Below are 13700 nucleotides of genomic sequence, written 5' to 3'. Positions count from 1 at the left end.
CGGGCATTCACCGATCATGCTTTTCACGGTAGCTTCGACCGCATTGCTCATGGGACTCGTCGGCGGGTCCCACTGCCTGGCCATGTGCTCCGCACCGTGCGGGGCACTGGTGGGGCAGGGGCCAGGCCCCGAGGGGGGGGATGGGGGACGCACAGGCGATCCTGCCGTCGTGCCGGTGCGGTGGATAGCGCGCGGCGGAGTGATCGAGCGCACTGCGGCTTTTCATGCCGGGCGACTCGCGGGCTATGCGCTGGCGGGTGCCCTGGCGGCATTCGCCATGGACGGCCTGGCATGGTTCACCCAGCAAACCATGGCCTTGCGCCCGGCATGGACACTCGCGCACGTGGCCGTGATGGCCTGGGGCCTGATGCTCATGGTTCAGGCGCGCCAGCCGCAGTGGGTCGAGCGCGCGGGACGTGCCGTCTGGGCGCGGGTGCGCCCGCTGGTCAACGCGCCCGCTGGCGTGCTGTGGGCCGGTTTCTTCTGGGCACTGATGCCATGCGGGCTGCTGTACTCGGCCCTGCTGGTCGCAGCGCTGAGTGGCGGGCCGCTGCAAGGAGCGCTGACCATGGCGCTGTTCGGCCTGGGCAGCGGCCTCTGGCTGGCAGCGGGCCCTTGGGCTTGGGGCCGGGTTAAGGCGCGGCTCAACGGGCTGCGGCCGGATTGGGGCACGCGCGTGGCCGGGGCACTGCTGTGCGCCGTAGCCAGTTGGGCGCTGTGGATGGACCTTGTCTACAAGCCCTCTCTCTGGTGTCGTTAGCGGCACCGCGCGCGGCGGGGCCCTGCGCTTGGCGCAGGCGGCTGGCGGTGGGCGCGTCTGGCCGGCGTGTGCGTTTGGGAGCACTATGGACCCTGGCATCAGGGTAAACACCCGGTAGCTGGCGCGTCCCACGAAGTGTTGCCCTGTCGCCTCTGTATGGCAGGTTCACGTTGATCACCAGGTGCAGGGGCGATAATCTGTGTAACCATTGGTGGCATTCAAGTCCCCATGTTTCTTCGCGCACCCGAAGTGAATTCCTCCATCCTCATCGACATCAGCCAACTGCGGGTCGGCATGTACATCCAGCTCGATGTGGGCTGGATGCACCATCCCTTCCCGGTCAGCAGCTTCCGGGTCGCGTCGACGGAGCAGATCGCCACCTTGCGCGAACTGGGCCTGACCGAGGTGCGCTACGTCCCGAAGAAGAGCGACCCGGACCAGCGCGAACTGGTGCCCGCCGCCTGGAGCGTGCCCGAGATGGCCAAGCCCGACGGCAAGGCGCTGGATTCCGGCAGCAAGGCGCCTGGGGCAGACCCCGAGGCGTTGCGCAGGCGCGCACTGCTGGAGGCGCAAAACCGCGCGCTGGCGGCATGCGACCAGCGTTTCGGCGAGGCCACGCGGCAGTACCAGGCCATGGAGCGCGTGGTGGGCGAACATCCGGACCAGGCCCGCACCAAGGGCGAAGCGCTGGTCTCGGGATGCGTGTCCGAACTGCTGGAGAACGGCGATTCGGTGATCCGGCTGCTGTCCGAAGGGGTGGGCGAGCGCAATGCCCTGCATCCCATCAATGTGATGGTCATCTCCCTGCTGCTGGGCCGCGCTCTGGGGATGAAGAGCGTCGAGCTGCACGACCTGGGCATCGCCGCGCTGATCCATGACATGGGCAAGCTCAAGCTGCCGCCCAACCTGCGGCAGGTGACGCCTTCAATGATCCCGATGGAGCGCTCGCGCTACGAGACCCATGTGGGTGAATCGGTGGCATTCGCCATGCGCATGGGCCTGCCGGACACCGTGCTCACGGCGGTCGCGCGGCACCATGAAATGGCGGATGGCAGCGGTTTCCCGCTGCGCCTGTCGGGGCCGGACCTGGGGCGGACCAGCCAGGTGCTGGCCTTGGTCAACAGATATGACCGGATGTGCAATCCCGCCAATGGTGTGGACGCGCTCACGCCCCACGAGGCGCTTTCGGTCATCTTCGCGCAGCTCAAGTCCAAGTTCGATTCCGTGGTGCTGGGCGCCTTCATCCGCATGATGGGGGTCTATCCGCCAGGCTCCATCGTGCAACTGGTCAACGACCGGTATGCGATCGTGGCGTCGGTCAATTCCTCGCGGCCACTGCGGCCCAAGGTCATCGTGTACGACTCGCGCATTCCCAAGGAAGAGGCGCCCATCCTTGACCTGGAGACCGTGCCCGAGCTGGGTATCCGCCGTAGCCTCAAGCCGGCGCAGCTGCCCCGCGATGCGCTGGACTACCTGTCGCCTCGGCAGCGCATCTGCTACTTCTTTGAACGTGCGGTGAGCCCTGGCCCCGAAGAGGCGAGCCAGTGACCGTCGTGCAATCCCACGGCTGGCTCGACGGGCTGCAGGAAGCTGTCTGGCTGGTCGATGAGTCCACTTTGCTGATCCTGCGGGCCAATGCCGCCGCAGAGCGACTGACCGGATCGCAGGCAGCGTCCATGGTGGGTGCTTCGGTGCTGACGCTCGCCTGTACTCCGCAGGACATCGCCTTCTGGGGCGAGCCCGCCCATGTGATCGCTGACGGTATCCATTCGCACACGAGCGTGCTGCGCGCCGATGGCATCCTGGTGCCGGTCGATCGGCAAGTGGCCCGCGTGCCCAACGGCGCGCACGGAGGCACCATCTTCATGGTCACGATGCTGGACCGCAGCCGGCAGGCTGCTACCGAGCGCGAACTGGAGACCCTGCTGTCGGAGTTGCGCGCCACGCTGGATTCCGCGGCCGACGGCATGCTGGTGTGCGGCCTGGACGGCCGGGTGAGGGCATTCAACCAGCGCCTGGCCCAGCTGTGGGGCATTCCGCGCGACCTGCTGCTCGAGCGCAACGACGATGCGGTGTACGCCCACATGGCAGCGCAGGTGCTGGACCCCGCCCTGTACAGGGACCGCCTGGCCGCCATTGCACGCGAGCCGATGCAGGAGAGCACTGACATCCTGGCGCTGCACGGTGGCGTGGTGCTGGAGCTGCGCTCCGTGCCGCAATTCAGCCAGGGCCGGCCGGTGGGGCGCGTGTATTCGTACCGCGACATCACCCGTCAGAGCGAGATTCAGGCCAGCCTGCGCCTTGCTGCGCGCGTGTTCGAGTCCAGCCTGGATGCGATCTTCATTGCCGACAGCCAGCACCGCGTACTGCGCATGAACCCCGGCTGCGAACGCCTGGTGGGGCCATCGGCCAAGTCGTTCGAGGGCTGCATGGCCGCGTCGCTGTTCGGCGGCGGAACCGATGCGGGCTTCATGGAGCAGGTGATCGAAGGATGGTCACGTGAGGGCTTCTGGGAGGGCGAGCTGTGGTTGCCACGGGACAACGGAGCCTACTGCGCGGTGCAGCTGTCGTGGGTGGCGCTGCGCGACGACGAAGGCCGGCTGTTGCAGAGCATCGGCTTCATGCGCGACCTCACGCTGCAGCATGCCGCACAGCGGCGTATCGAAGAGCTGGCCTACAGTGACGTCCTCACGGGCCTGCCCAACCGCCTGCTGCTGTCCCAGCGCGTGGACACGGCCATCCAGGGCGCGCGGCAGAGCGACACGGGCTTTGCCATCCTGTTTTTGGACCTGGACCGCTTCAAGATCATCAACGACTCTCTGGGCCACCCCTTCGGCGACCGTGTGCTGCAGCTGGTGGCCGAGCGGCTGCAGGCGTGCCTGCGCCAGACGGACATGCTGTGCCGGTTGGGTGGCGACGAGTTCGTGATTTACCTGCATGGCGGCGACGCAGTGGTGGCCGAGAGCGTGGCCCGTCGCATCCTGGACGACATGCTCAAGCCGTTCATGCTCGACGGCATGGGCTTCTCCATCCAGTGCAGCATCGGCATGGCGCTGTACCCGCAGGACGGCACCACGCTTGATGAGCTTATCAAGCAGGCCGACACGGCCATGTACCGGGTCAAGGAACGCGGTCGTGGCAGCTATGGCTTCTACCAGCCGCAGATGAATGCCAACCTGCTGTCGCGCATGAAGCTGGAACACGCGATGCGTCAGGCGCTGGGCCAGGACCGCATGGCAGTGCACTACCAGCCGCAGGTCAACATGGCCACTGGGCGCATCACCGGGGCCGAGGCGCTCATCCGCTGGACCGACCCAGAATTTGGCGCGGTATCGCCCGGGCAGTTCATTCCGCTGGCCGAGGAGTCGGGCTATATCGTGACGCTGGGCGCATGGGTCATGGAACAGGCTGTGCGCGAGGCTGCCCAGTGGATGCATGGCGGGACACCCATCATGATCTCGGTGAACGTGTCGGCGCTGGAGTTTCGCCAGCCGGACTTCGTGGACCGGATCACGCGGCTGCTGGCCGTCCACCAGTTGCCCCCCACCTTGTTGGAGCTGGAGCTCACCGAAACCATCCTGCTGCAGGACGCGCAGGAGATGGAGCAGCGGCTGCGCGTGCTCGCGGGACTGGGCATTGGCTTGGCCATCGACGATTTCGGCACGGGATACTCAAGCCTCGCCTATCTCAAGAAACTACCGATCCACAAGCTCAAGATCGACCAGTCGTTCGTGCGGGGACTGCCGGATGACGACGGCGACCGCGCCATCGTGAGTGCCATCATCAGCATGGGCCGTGCCATGCACATCGAAGTGGTGGCCGAAGGAGTCGAAACCGAAACCCAGCAGGCCGTGCTGCTGCAGATGCAGTGCGATCACTACCAGGGGTTCTTGTGCGCCCCCGGCCTGCCCGCCGAACAGTTTCGCGCCATGCTCGCCAAGCCGCTGCCCCTGAGGGCGCAGGGCCGGCGCAACGGCATCGAGATCTGAGGGGGGGCGGCCCCGAGGGTCAGCGTGGCTTGGGGGCGCGCCTGCAGACCTTCAGGCGGCCGCCAGGCCCTTCCAGAGCATGTACGCGGCCAGCCCGAACAGCAGTGTGGCGAACACGCGCTTGAGCTGCTTGACGGGCAGGTTGTGCGCGGCCTTGGCACCCAGCGGGGCGGTCAGCACGCTGCAGGTGGCGATCACGGCAAGCGCCGGCAGCCAGATGTAGCCCAGCGATGCAGGAGGAAGGCCCGCCACGTTCTGCCCGCCGATCACATAGCCCACCACATTGGCCAGAGCGATCGGGAAGCCCAGCGCCGCGCTGGTGGCCACCGCGTTGTGGATGGGCACATTGCACCAGGTCATGAACGGCACGCTCACGAAGCCGCCGCCCGCCCCGACCAGGCCCGACAGGAAACCGATCACGCCGCCGGCCGCCACCTGGCCTGCGCCTCCCGGCATCTGGCGCGAGGGGGCGGGCTTCTTGTCCAGAAACATCTGCGTGGCCGAGAAGCTCACGAACAGCGCGAAGAAGATCGCGAGGAAAGAACCCTTGAGCAGGGCGAACACCCCCAGGCTTGCGATGAAGCCGCCGAGCACGATGCCGGGCGCCAGCCGGCGCGCGATGTCCCAGCGCACCGCGCCGCGCTTGTGGTGCGCACGAACGCTGGAGATCGAGGTGAACATGATCGTCGCCATGGACGTGGCGATGGCCATCTTCACGGCCAGGTCGGGAGATACCTGCCGGGCGCCCAGGATGTAGGTGAGGAAAGGCACCAGCAGCATGCCGCCGCCGATGCCCAGAAGGCCCGCGAGAAAGCCGGTTGCCAGGCCCAGGACACCGAGTTCAACGATCAGCAGAGGGTCGAGCATGGGCAAACAGAAAGAGAAAGGGGGCCGAAACCGCCGCAAGAAGGCCTGCGCCCTTACGCTCGCGTCGCTGCAACGAGGCGGCGCGCAGGTAGGTGCATGGGGAAGAAGGTGTCTGCGATTGCCACCGAACCCTCATCCTGAACCGGGGGTTCAGGTGGGCGAGGGCAGCCAAGTGTTGGGTTCATCTGACGCGAGATGATCACGCTCACCGGACGATGTACCAAGCCCGAGCTCATTGAGCATTGGTTCAAGGAAATATAAAGCCCGGCGGCATCGCAGACACTTCCATTGTAGGCGCTGTCGGGCCGCTGCGTCGGGAACACGTTCCAGGAACGTGTGCAGGATCCAAAAGAACCATGCAAAGGCCGCAAGGGCGATGTGCGAGGCCGTCCATTGAACCGCCAAGCCGGCCCGGCTGGCGCGCGGCTCAGAGCAGTCTGCCGTCCTCGCCCAGCACGTGGTCCAGCTGCTGCACCAGCGACTGCAGGCGCTGGTGGTCATCGGCGGGCAGGGGGGAGGATTCCGACGCGGCCGGTGCAGGCCGGTTCGGGGGGGGCTCTGTCGCGGTACGCACGGCTGTGGTGGACGCTGCAAGGTCGGCCGCTTCGCGGTCCGCGATTTCAAATGCAAGGTTCAGAGCGGCCAGCACGGCAATGCGCTCGCGGGCGCGCACCTTGCCGGCGTCACGAATGCGGGTCATGGCCGTGTCCACGCGCTCCACGGCGTCCAGCAGGCGGCTTTCGTGGCCCTCGGGGCAGGTCAGCAGGTAGCTTTGCTGCAGGATCTGCACCTCGATTTGCTTCATTCGGATTCTTTCGTGGCGGGGGCTGCGGCAGGCAGGCGTTCCAGCAGGGCGTCGACGCGGGCCCGTGCGGCGGAGAGACGGGACTTGAGCGAGTCACGCTCCTGCGTGAGGGCTGCCACCTGATCGGCGAGCAGGGCGTTGGTGCGCTGTAGTTCAGCGTGGCGCAGCAGCAGCCGCTCTACACGCTCGGCGATCTGGTCGGTGGTCGATGGTGTTGCCATACAGCCCCCGATTGTAGGGTGGCGGTTTGTAATCGGCCGTAAAATCCCGTGGTTGGTGCTCGCGGTGTGGTTCACATGCCGCAGTTCAACGGGAAGCAGGGAGGCGTGCCACGCATGGCACGCCGAGCCTGCGCTGCCCCCGCAACGGTCAGCGGACGAATCCCCAAGATTCTCTCTCCATCACAAGCCACTGTGCGCCTTGAACAAGCGCGTGGGAAGGCGTTGGAGGGCGTTCCGCCAGCCCGGATACCGGCCAACACGGTGGCTGCGCCCACGCCTTTTGGCAAAGCGCAGCCGTATCACCCATCTGCTGGCGGGGAGGCCGGCTCGGGTTTTGTTTGTTGACGATGATCCCCATGAAAATCCGTACCCCTCGTGCGCGCATTGCGGCGCCGCTGCGCCTGCAGCCGGCCGTGGCCGCGATGGCCGTCGTGGCCGCCTGCGCTGCGCAGGCACAGGCGCAGCCGGTGTCGAGCAGCGATGCCGGTGAACCGGTGCAGGTTGCGCAGAACCTGCGCGCACCTTCGCTCACCGAAACCGTCGTGGCCGCCACCCGCACGCCCCAGCCGCTGTCCGACCTGGTGGCCGACGTGACGGTGCTTGACCGCGAGACCATCGAGGCCAGCGGCGCCACAGGCCTGGCCGACGTCCTGGCGCGCGTGCCGGGCATCGAGTTCTCGCGCAACGGCGGGCCGGGCACGACCACGGGGGTGTTCCTGCGCGGTGCGGAATCCCGCTTCACCGCGGTGTACATCGACGGCGTGCGCATCGACTCGCAGTCCACCGGCGGCGCTGCGTGGGAGGCCATTCCCCTGGCGCAGATCGACCGCATCGAAGTGCTGCGCGGCCCGGCGGGCGCCGTGTACGGCTCGGACGCCATGGGCGGCGTAATCCAGATCTTCACCAAGCGCGGTGAAAACGGTGTGGCGCCGTACGTGGGCATCGGCGTGGGCAGCCACAGCACCACCAAACTCGAAGCCGGCGTGAGTGGTGCCACCGGCACCATCGACTACGCGCTGGGCATCGCCCGCGAGGAAAGCAAGGGCTTCAACGCCCGCACGGTGCCTACGCAGAACCCCGACCGCGACGGCTACGAGAGCACGTCAGCCAACGCGCGCCTGGGCCTGCAGATCAATGCCGCGCACCGGCTGGACGCCACGCTGCTCGCCAACGACCTGGACAGCGGCTACGACAACGGCCTGGGCAAGGACGACCGCAACCAGCACCAGTTGCACGCGCTGGGCCTGACCTGGCAGGCGCAGTGGACCACTGCATACAAGACGCGCCTGCAGGTCACCGACTCGCGCGACCGCTACGAGACCCGACCGTCCCCCTACCTGAGCGAGACGCGCCTGCGCGGCTACCTTTTCCAGAACGAGTGGCGCCAGGGACCGCACCTGGTCACGGCTGCACTGGAGCGGCGCGAAGACCACCTCGAAAACGCCCCCATCGACAGGTCGCGCTCGCAGGATGCCATTGCGCTCGGCTATGGCTACACCGCCGGCGGACACACGCTGCAAGCCAATGTGCGGCATGACTCCGACAGCGAGTTCGGCGGCAAGGGCACCGGCAGCCTGGCCTATGGCTATGCGTTTGCGCCGCAGTGGCGTGCCACGACATCGGTGGGCACGGCATTCCGCGCGCCCACGCTCTACCAGCGCTTCAGCGAATACGGCGTGGGCTCGCTCAAGCCCGAGAGCAGCCGCAACGCCGAGCTGGGCCTGCGCTGGGCGCAGGGCAGCAACAGCTTCTCTGCCACCGTGTACCGCAACCGGGTGCAGGACCTGATCTCGTTCAGCGGCGCGGGCCCCTGCCTGTCGAGTTTCGGTTGCTACGCGAACACCGCGCGTGCCGAGTACAAGGGCGTGACCTTCGCGGGCTCTTACCGTCTGGCAGGCGTGCTGGGTGGTGTGCAGCTGCGCGGCTCGCTGGACCTGCAGAACCCGCGCGACCTGGATACCGGCAAGCAACTGGCACGCCGCGCCAAGCGCCACGGCACGCTGGGTGCCGACACGCAGCTCGCGGGCTGGACCGTGGGCGCCGAGGTGCAGGTCTCGGGCCGCCGCTTCGACACCGTGGCCAACAACTACGTTCTGGGCGGCTATACGCTGGTCAACCTGTACGCCAGCACCCGCATCGCCCGCGACTTCACGCTGGTGGCGCGCGTGGACAACCTGGGCGACAAGCACTACGAGCTGGCTCGCACCTACGCCACCGCAGGCCGCACAGGCTACATCGGGGTGAAGTGGGCGCCGCAGTAAGCCCAAAAATCAACGAGAGAGAGCAGAGAGAGAAGCCCGAAGAATGGTCACCCCGGCACGCTGTCCGGCGATATTGATCGCCGCCCCTGCATCAGGCCAGGGCAAGACCACCGTCACCGCGGCCTTGGCGCGCCTGCATGCGCGCCAGGGCCGGCGGGTGCGGGTCTTCAAGTGCGGGCCCGACTTTCTGGACCCCCACTGGCACCGCCTGGCCAGTGGCGCGCCGGTGCACCAGCTGGACCTGTGGATGAACGGCGCGGACGACTGCGCGCAGCGCCTGCATGCTGCGGCGCAAGAGGCCGACCTGATCCTGATCGAAGGCGTGATGGGCCTGTTCGACGGCGACCCGAGCGCTGCCGACCTGGCCCAGCGATTCGGCCTGCCGGTGCTGGCCGTCATCGACGCATCGGCCATGGCGGGCACCTTCGGCGCGCTGGCGTTCGGCCTGCAGCACTACCGGCCGGGCCTGCGATGGGCGGGCGTGCTGGCCAACCGCGTGGGCAGCGCCCGCCATGCGGACATGCTGCAGAGGGGGCTGCGCGATGACGCCGACTGGCTGGGCGCCGTGATGCGCGTGCAGCCCGGCGCAACAGCAGCGACCGCGGGCACCGGCAAGCCCGGCGCGCTGCTGCCAGAGCGCCACCTGGGCCTGATCGCGGCGCATGAACTGCCCGACAGCCTGGCGCGGCTGGACGCCGCGGCCGATGCCCTGGCCGAGACACCGCTGGGCCAGATGACGGCATCCGACCTGCAGCGGTGGGTGAAGGACTTTGCGCCTCCCGTGCAGCCGCCTGCGGTGCCGCCGCCGCTGCTGCAAGGCCGCACGGTGGCCGTGGCGCGCGATGCGGCGTTCTGCTTCATCTACGAGGCCAACCTTCACGCGCTGGCGCAACTGGGTGCGCGCGTGGTGCATTTCTCGCCGCTGCACGATACCGCAGTGCCCGACTGCGACGCGGTCTGGCTGCCCGGCGGCTACCCCGAGCTGCACACCGCGCAGATCACCGCCAACACCGCCATGCAGGCCAGCCTGCGCGCGCACGTCGCGGCCGGCAAGCCGTTGTGGGCCGAATGCGGCGGCATGATGGCGCTGTTCGACACCATCACGCTGGCCGATGGCAGCACGGCGCCGCTGTGGGGCCTGCTGCCCGGCCACGTCACCATGCACAAGCGCCTGGCCGCACTGGGGCCGCAGCACCTCACCGTCGCGGGGAAACACACGCTGCGCGGGCACACGTTTCACTATTCGACCGCCGCCAGCACTGCGCCGGTGGTGGCGCGCACGGCCCGCTCCGGCGAGGCCGTGGCGGCGGATGCCGGCGAGGCGCTGTACCACCACGGCAGCATCCACGCGAGCTACTTCCACGCCTGGTTCCCTTCCAGTCCCGAGGCCGTGGCCCATCTGCTGGGGACGCAGGCATCATGACGGCCATGTCCGCACAGCACCCTTCGAAAGCCATCACCACCGAGCTCATCCTGGGGGGCCAAAAAAGCGGCAAGTCCCGCCGCGCCGAACTGCTGGCGCGCGACTGGCTGGCGCAGTCCGCCGACCACCGCGCGGTGCTGATCGCCACCGGCCAGGCCTGGGACGACGAGATGCGCGAGCGCATCGAGCGCCACCAGCGCGACCGCGCCGAGCGCGTGCCGGGCCTCGTGACCGTGGAAGAGCCGCTCGATGTGGCGTCCGCCATCGCGCAGCGCAGCACCGCGCGCACCCTGCTGGTGGTGGACTGCCTCACGCTGTGGCTCACCCAGTGGACGATGCCCCTGGGCGCCGAGAGCATGAATTTGGAGCAAAAACAGGCCCTGTCGCTCAACTGGCAAGCGCAAGTAGCTATGTTTTTAGGAGCAATCGCCGCCTCCCCCGGTCCCATCATCCTGGTGGGCAACGAGATCGGCCTGGGCGTCATCCCCCTGGGCCGCGAGGTGCGAGCTTTTGTCGATGCGCTGGGCGCACTCAACCAGCAGGTGGCGCAGGTGTGCCCCCGCGTCACGCTGATGGCCGCGGGGCTGCCCCTCACCTTGAAGGAGCCCGCCGCATGAAGCCGACCCCCGTGCGCCGCATCCTGTGGGTGGTGGCGATCCTCATCGCGCTGTGCCTGCTGATGGCGGGCCTGGCGCGTGCGCAGCCCGTGCGCATCCAGGATGACCGGGGCCGCGATATCGCGCTGGCGCAGCCGCCCCAGCGCATCGTGAGCCTGCTGCCGTCGCTGACCGAAAGTGTGTGCGAGCTGGACCAGTGCCACCGCATCGTGGGCACGGACCGCTATTCCAACTGGCCCGAGGCGGTGATCGGCAAGCTGCCCAAGGTCGGCGGCGGCCTGGACCCCAGCATCGAAGCCATCGTGGCCCTCAAGCCCGACGTCGTGCTCATGTCCGTCAGCTCCCGCGCCAGCGACCGGCTGCTGGCGCTGGGCATCACCGTCGTGCAGCTCGAACCCAAGACACATGCCGACGTGCGCCGCGTGCTGGGCACCATCAGCGACCTGCTGGGCGTGCCCCGGGCGCAAGGCTCCGACCGGCAGTGGCGCACCATCGACGCGGCCGTACAGGCCGCCGCGCAATCGCTGCCGCCCAAGGCGCGCAACCTGCGGGTGTACTTCGAGGTGAGCCGCGGACCGTATGCGGCCAGCGAGTCGTCCTTCATCGGCGAATCGCTCACGCGCCTGGGCGTGCGCAACGTGGTGCCCGCATCGCTCGGTCCCTTTCCGCGCCTGAACCCCGAGTACGTGGTGCGCGCCAACCCCGACGTGCTGATGATCGGCAACAGCAGCATGCAGACCATGGTGCCGTACCCCGGCTGGTCCACGATGCGCGCCGTGCGCGAAAACCGCGTGTGCGTGTTCGGCCCTGGCGACGCCGAGGTCGTCGTGCGCCCCGGCCCGCGCATGGCCGAGGCCGCCCGCATCATGGCCCGGTGCCTTGTGGAGAAGGCCCGATGACGCCTTCCCCCCACCCGGCCATGCCCACTGCCGCAGGCGCCCGCCGCGCCGTGTGGTGCGCGCTGTGGTTGGGCCTGGCCAGCGCGCTGCTGCTGGTGCTGGGCACCGCCGTCGGCAGCACGGGGCTCGAGAGCCTGGTGCACATGGGCGACGACCCCGTGGCGCGCCAGATCGTGTGGGACATCCGCCTGCCGCGCACCCTGGGCGCCTGGCTGGCCGGCGCGCTGCTGGGCCTGGCCGGCGCGGTGGCGCAGGGCCTGTTCCGCAACCCGCTGGCCGACCCGTACCTGCTGGGCAGCGCCTCGGGCGCGGCGCTGGGCGGTGCGGTGGCCATGGCGATGTTCGGCGTGTCGCCGGTGGCGGCGCAGTGGATCGCGCGCATCGGCATCACCGGCATGGCCTTCCTGGGCGCGGCCGGGGCCGTGGTGCTGACGCTGGTGCTGGCCCAGGGCGTGCAGCACACGCTGCGGCTGCTGCTGGCCGGCGTGATCGTGGGCGTGGTGCTGGGCGCCGTGCGCGACCTGGTGGAGCTGGCCTCGCCCGACATCCTGCAGGCCATGCAGGCCTTCATCCTGGGCAGCACGGCCTTCGTCGGCTGGATGGCCTGCGCCTTGATGCTGGCCGCTTGGGCCCTGTGCGCACTGCTGGCCTGGGTACTGGCACGCGCGCTCGACGGCCTGACCTTGGGCGAGTCCACCGCCGCCAGCCTGGGCCTGCCGCTCGGCCCCATGCGCGCCGGCCTGGTGGCCGCGATGGCGCTGGCCACCGGCACTGCCGTGGCGCAGACCGGGCTGATCGCGTTCGTCGGCCTGGCCGCGCCGCACCTGGTGCGCTCCATCGTGCGTGTGACGCATGAGCGGCACATCCTGTTGTCCAGCCTCATGGGCGCGGTGCTGCTGTTGGCCGCCGACATCCTCGCGCGCTGGATGCTGGCACCGCAGGAGCTCCCCGTGGGCGTGCTCACCGCCGCACTGGGCGGTACCTACCTGCTGTGGCTGATGCACCGGCGCACCGCGCGTGGGGGGGCGCTGTGAAGGCCATTGCACTGAGTGCCCACCACGTCATCGCGCGTGTCGGCGGGGTGGACGTACTGCACGGCATCGACCTGCATCTGCCCCAGGGTCGCTGGACCAGCATCGTCGGCCCCAACGGAGCGGGCAAGTCCACGCTGCTCAAGGTGCTTGCCGGGCTGCTGCCACGCCACCAGGTCGATGGCAAAGTGGCTTTGCTCGGCCGCCCGCTCACCCAGGTGCCGGCGCGCGAGCGGGCGCGAACGCTGTCCTGGCTGGGCCAGAACGAAGGCTCGGCCGATGACCTCACCAGCTACGACGTGGCCATGCTGGGCCGCCTGCCGCACCAGCCCTGGCTGGCCCCGCCGTCGCCCGCCGACCACGCCGCCGTGGAGCAAGCGCTGCGCACCACGCAGGCCTGGGACTGGCGTGACCGCCCGCTGTCGCAGCTGTCGGGCGGCGAGCGCCAGCGCGTGCTGCTGGCGCGTGCGCTGGCGGTGCGGGCGCAGGTGCTGCTGATGGACGAACCCCTGGCCAACCTGGACCCGCCGCACCAGACGGACTGGCTGCACACGGTGCGCGCCCTGGTGGCCGACGGCGCCACAGTGGTCAGCGTGCTGCACGAGGTGTCGCTGGCGCTGCAGGCCGATGAGATGGTGGTGATGGCCAAGGGCCGCGTCACGCACCAGGGCGGCTGTGATGAGGCCGCCACGCACCGCGCGCTGGAGGCCGTGTTTGACGACCGCATCGCGGTGCACGCGCTGCTGGGGCAGTGGGTGGCGTTGCCGCGCTGATGATTTTTTCTGTTTGGCTTTTGTTTTGTTTTTGTTTCAACCAAGGAGTCTTGA

At 68.7% G+C, this 13700-nt stretch carries 12 protein-coding genes and 1 riboswitch; of the genes, 9 read left to right on the top strand and 3 right to left on the bottom strand.

Going from position 1 to position 13700, the window contains the following annotated elements; genetic code table 11:
* Nucleotides 1–16 precede the first annotated feature (16 nt).
* The 3 genes from KW835_RS18730 (at nt 17) to KW835_RS18720 (ending at nt 4749) form a co-directional block, all read left to right on the top strand.
* The gene (locus tag KW835_RS18730) at nt 17–760 is read left to right on the top strand and encodes a sulfite exporter TauE/SafE family protein (protein WP_218385189.1); all 744 of its coding nucleotides are present in this window, start codon (nt 17–19) and stop codon (nt 758–760) included.
* Nucleotides 761–988: 228 nt separating this feature from the next.
* The gene (locus KW835_RS18725) at nt 989–2308 is read left to right on the top strand and encodes an HD-GYP domain-containing protein (RefSeq protein WP_218385187.1); all 1320 of its coding nucleotides are present in this window, start codon (nt 989–991) and stop codon (nt 2306–2308) included.
* Nucleotides 2305–4749: a bifunctional diguanylate cyclase/phosphodiesterase gene (locus tag KW835_RS18720; protein WP_218385183.1), complete on the top strand. Its 2445-nt coding sequence runs from the start codon at nt 2305–2307 to the stop codon at nt 4747–4749. Before KW835_RS18725 ends, KW835_RS18720 begins: the two co-directional genes overlap by 4 nt.
* Before the next feature lie 51 nt (nt 4750–4800).
* Here KW835_RS18720 and KW835_RS18715 read toward each other — a convergent pair whose 3' ends face one another.
* From KW835_RS18715 to KW835_RS18705, 3 genes are all read right to left on the bottom strand, one after another.
* Nucleotides 4801–5616 (bottom strand): sulfite exporter TauE/SafE family protein, encoded by an 816-nt coding sequence (locus tag KW835_RS18715; protein ID WP_218385175.1) that lies wholly within the window; start codon nt 5614–5616, stop codon nt 4801–4803.
* Nucleotides 5617–6043: 427 nt separating this feature from the next.
* Nucleotides 6044–6421, bottom strand: coding sequence for a cell division protein ZapA (locus KW835_RS18710; protein WP_218385173.1), 378 nt, complete (start codon nt 6419–6421; stop codon nt 6044–6046).
* Nucleotides 6418–6642, bottom strand: a complete 225-nt coding sequence (locus KW835_RS18705) for a hypothetical protein (RefSeq protein ID WP_056169572.1) — start codon at nt 6640–6642, stop codon at nt 6418–6420. Before KW835_RS18705 ends, KW835_RS18710 begins: the two co-directional genes overlap by 4 nt.
* 36 nt (nt 6643–6678) lie before the next feature.
* A riboswitch (cobalamin riboswitch) is annotated at nt 6679–6915 on the top strand.
* An 83-nt stretch (nt 6916–6998) separates the two neighbouring features.
* On the opposite strand from KW835_RS18705, the gene KW835_RS18700 reads away from it, so the two are divergent.
* From KW835_RS18700 to KW835_RS18675, 6 genes are read left to right on the top strand one after another with little or no spacing between them, the layout of a single operon-like run.
* Nucleotides 6999–8903, top strand: a complete 1905-nt coding sequence (locus KW835_RS18700) for a TonB-dependent receptor domain-containing protein (protein WP_218385172.1) — start codon at nt 6999–7001, stop codon at nt 8901–8903.
* Between the two features lie 43 nt (nt 8904–8946).
* Nucleotides 8947–10326: a cobyrinate a,c-diamide synthase gene (locus KW835_RS18695; protein ID WP_218385170.1), complete on the top strand. Its 1380-nt coding sequence runs from the start codon at nt 8947–8949 to the stop codon at nt 10324–10326.
* Complete coding sequence (locus KW835_RS18690; protein WP_255593652.1) at nt 10323–10943, top strand: bifunctional adenosylcobinamide kinase/adenosylcobinamide-phosphate guanylyltransferase; 621 nt, start codon at nt 10323–10325, stop codon at nt 10941–10943. Before KW835_RS18695 ends, KW835_RS18690 begins: the two co-directional genes overlap by 4 nt.
* A complete protein-coding gene (locus KW835_RS18685; RefSeq protein ID WP_218385168.1) occupies nt 10940–11842 on the top strand; it encodes an ABC transporter substrate-binding protein in 903 nt (300 codons plus the stop codon). The genes KW835_RS18690 and KW835_RS18685 overlap by 4 nt, the downstream gene beginning before the upstream one ends.
* Nucleotides 11839–12876 carry an iron ABC transporter permease gene (locus KW835_RS18680; protein WP_218385166.1) on the top strand — a complete coding sequence of 346 codons (1038 nt, stop codon included), beginning with the start codon at nt 11839–11841 and terminating at the stop codon, nt 12874–12876. Before KW835_RS18685 ends, KW835_RS18680 begins: the two co-directional genes overlap by 4 nt.
* Nucleotides 12873–13646 (top strand): ABC transporter ATP-binding protein, encoded by a 774-nt coding sequence (locus KW835_RS18675; RefSeq protein WP_218385164.1) that lies wholly within the window; start codon nt 12873–12875, stop codon nt 13644–13646. The genes KW835_RS18680 and KW835_RS18675 overlap by 4 nt, the downstream gene beginning before the upstream one ends.
* Nucleotides 13647–13700: the final 54 nt, after the last annotated feature.

The sequence above is a fragment of the Acidovorax sp. sic0104 genome (genome assembly GCF_019219095.1).
Taxonomy (GTDB): Bacteria; Pseudomonadota; Gammaproteobacteria; order Burkholderiales; family Burkholderiaceae_C; genus Acidovorax.
This window is presented reverse-complemented; position numbering and strand designations above follow the sequence as displayed.

Excerpts from the sequence above, each read along its gene's own strand:
- KW835_RS18710 (WP_218385173.1), bottom strand. The coding sequence starts at position 6,421 with ATGAAGCAAATCGAGGTGCAGATCCTGCAGCAAAGCTACCTGCTGACC.
- KW835_RS18680 (WP_218385166.1), top strand. The coding sequence starts at position 11,839 with ATGACGCCTTCCCCCCACCCGGCCATGCCCACTGCCGCAGGCGCCCGC.
- KW835_RS18695 (WP_218385170.1), top strand. The coding sequence starts at position 8,947 with ATGGTCACCCCGGCACGCTGTCCGGCGATATTGATCGCCGCCCCTGCA.
- KW835_RS18685 (WP_218385168.1), top strand. The coding sequence starts at position 10,940 with ATGAAGCCGACCCCCGTGCGCCGCATCCTGTGGGTGGTGGCGATCCTC.
- KW835_RS18715 (WP_218385175.1), bottom strand. The coding sequence starts at position 5,616 with ATGCTCGACCCTCTGCTGATCGTTGAACTCGGTGTCCTGGGCCTGGCA.
- KW835_RS18700 (WP_218385172.1), top strand. The coding sequence starts at position 6,999 with ATGAAAATCCGTACCCCTCGTGCGCGCATTGCGGCGCCGCTGCGCCTG.
- KW835_RS18730 (WP_218385189.1), top strand. The coding sequence starts at position 17 with ATGCTTTTCACGGTAGCTTCGACCGCATTGCTCATGGGACTCGTCGGC.
- KW835_RS18725 (WP_218385187.1), top strand. The coding sequence starts at position 989 with ATGTTTCTTCGCGCACCCGAAGTGAATTCCTCCATCCTCATCGACATC.
- KW835_RS18690 (WP_255593652.1), top strand. The coding sequence starts at position 10,323 with ATGACGGCCATGTCCGCACAGCACCCTTCGAAAGCCATCACCACCGAG.
- KW835_RS18705 (WP_056169572.1), bottom strand. The coding sequence starts at position 6,642 with ATGGCAACACCATCGACCACCGACCAGATCGCCGAGCGTGTAGAGCGG.